Origin of the sequence: Haloarcula sp. Atlit-120R, from assembly GCF_003665885.1 — an archaeon.
In the GTDB taxonomy this organism is placed as follows: domain Archaea; phylum Halobacteriota; class Halobacteria; order Halobacteriales; family Haloarculaceae; genus Haloarcula; species Haloarcula taiwanensis.
In genome coordinates this window covers 1-488 of the sequence record NZ_QPLN01000069.1, presented here as the reverse complement: position 1 = coordinate 488, position 488 = coordinate 1, and the positions used below count along the sequence as shown (strand labels likewise).

Annotated in this window: 1 protein-coding gene; it reads right to left on the bottom strand. The window is 60.7% G+C overall.

Features of this window, described 5'->3' with window-relative positions; all coding sequences use genetic code 11:
* Positions 1-488: hypothetical protein (locus DVK01_RS22000; protein WP_158598803.1), on the bottom strand; the 488-nt coding region annotated here is incomplete at both ends.

The following is a 488-nucleotide window of genomic DNA, read 5'->3' as shown; positions in this document are numbered from 1 at the left end:
CATCGGGAACGCGAGACCACTCGTCGTTCGGCTGTCGGTACTCGATGATGAGTGCGTCGGTCCCGTTGGGCGCTCGGAGGACGTACGCCGACTGGTTGCCCCCGAGTTCGGAGGGTTGGATGTACTGCCACTCTTCCGTGTCGGGCGCACCGACGCCAGTGATATCCTCAACGTTGTCCAGCGTCCGATCTTTTGCCCCAGCGAAGTACGACGCCTCGCTGTTGACTTTCCAGGCGTAGGTGCCTGGCTCAGTGACCGTCACCGTGACAGCCGTGTACTGACTATCTTCGACGGGCTCGAAGGTGGCTTTGGCGTCGCCAGACACCGGTTCGACGCCCTCACGGAGGTACGGATGCCAGTACTCAGCCGGGATGTAGACGCGTATGGTCCGGTCGATTTCTTCGCCGTACTCGAGGCAGAAGAAATCGTTCCGCGTGTCGCTGTAGAAGCCATCAATGTCACAGGTGTCGTGTTCGGAAGCGACGGTG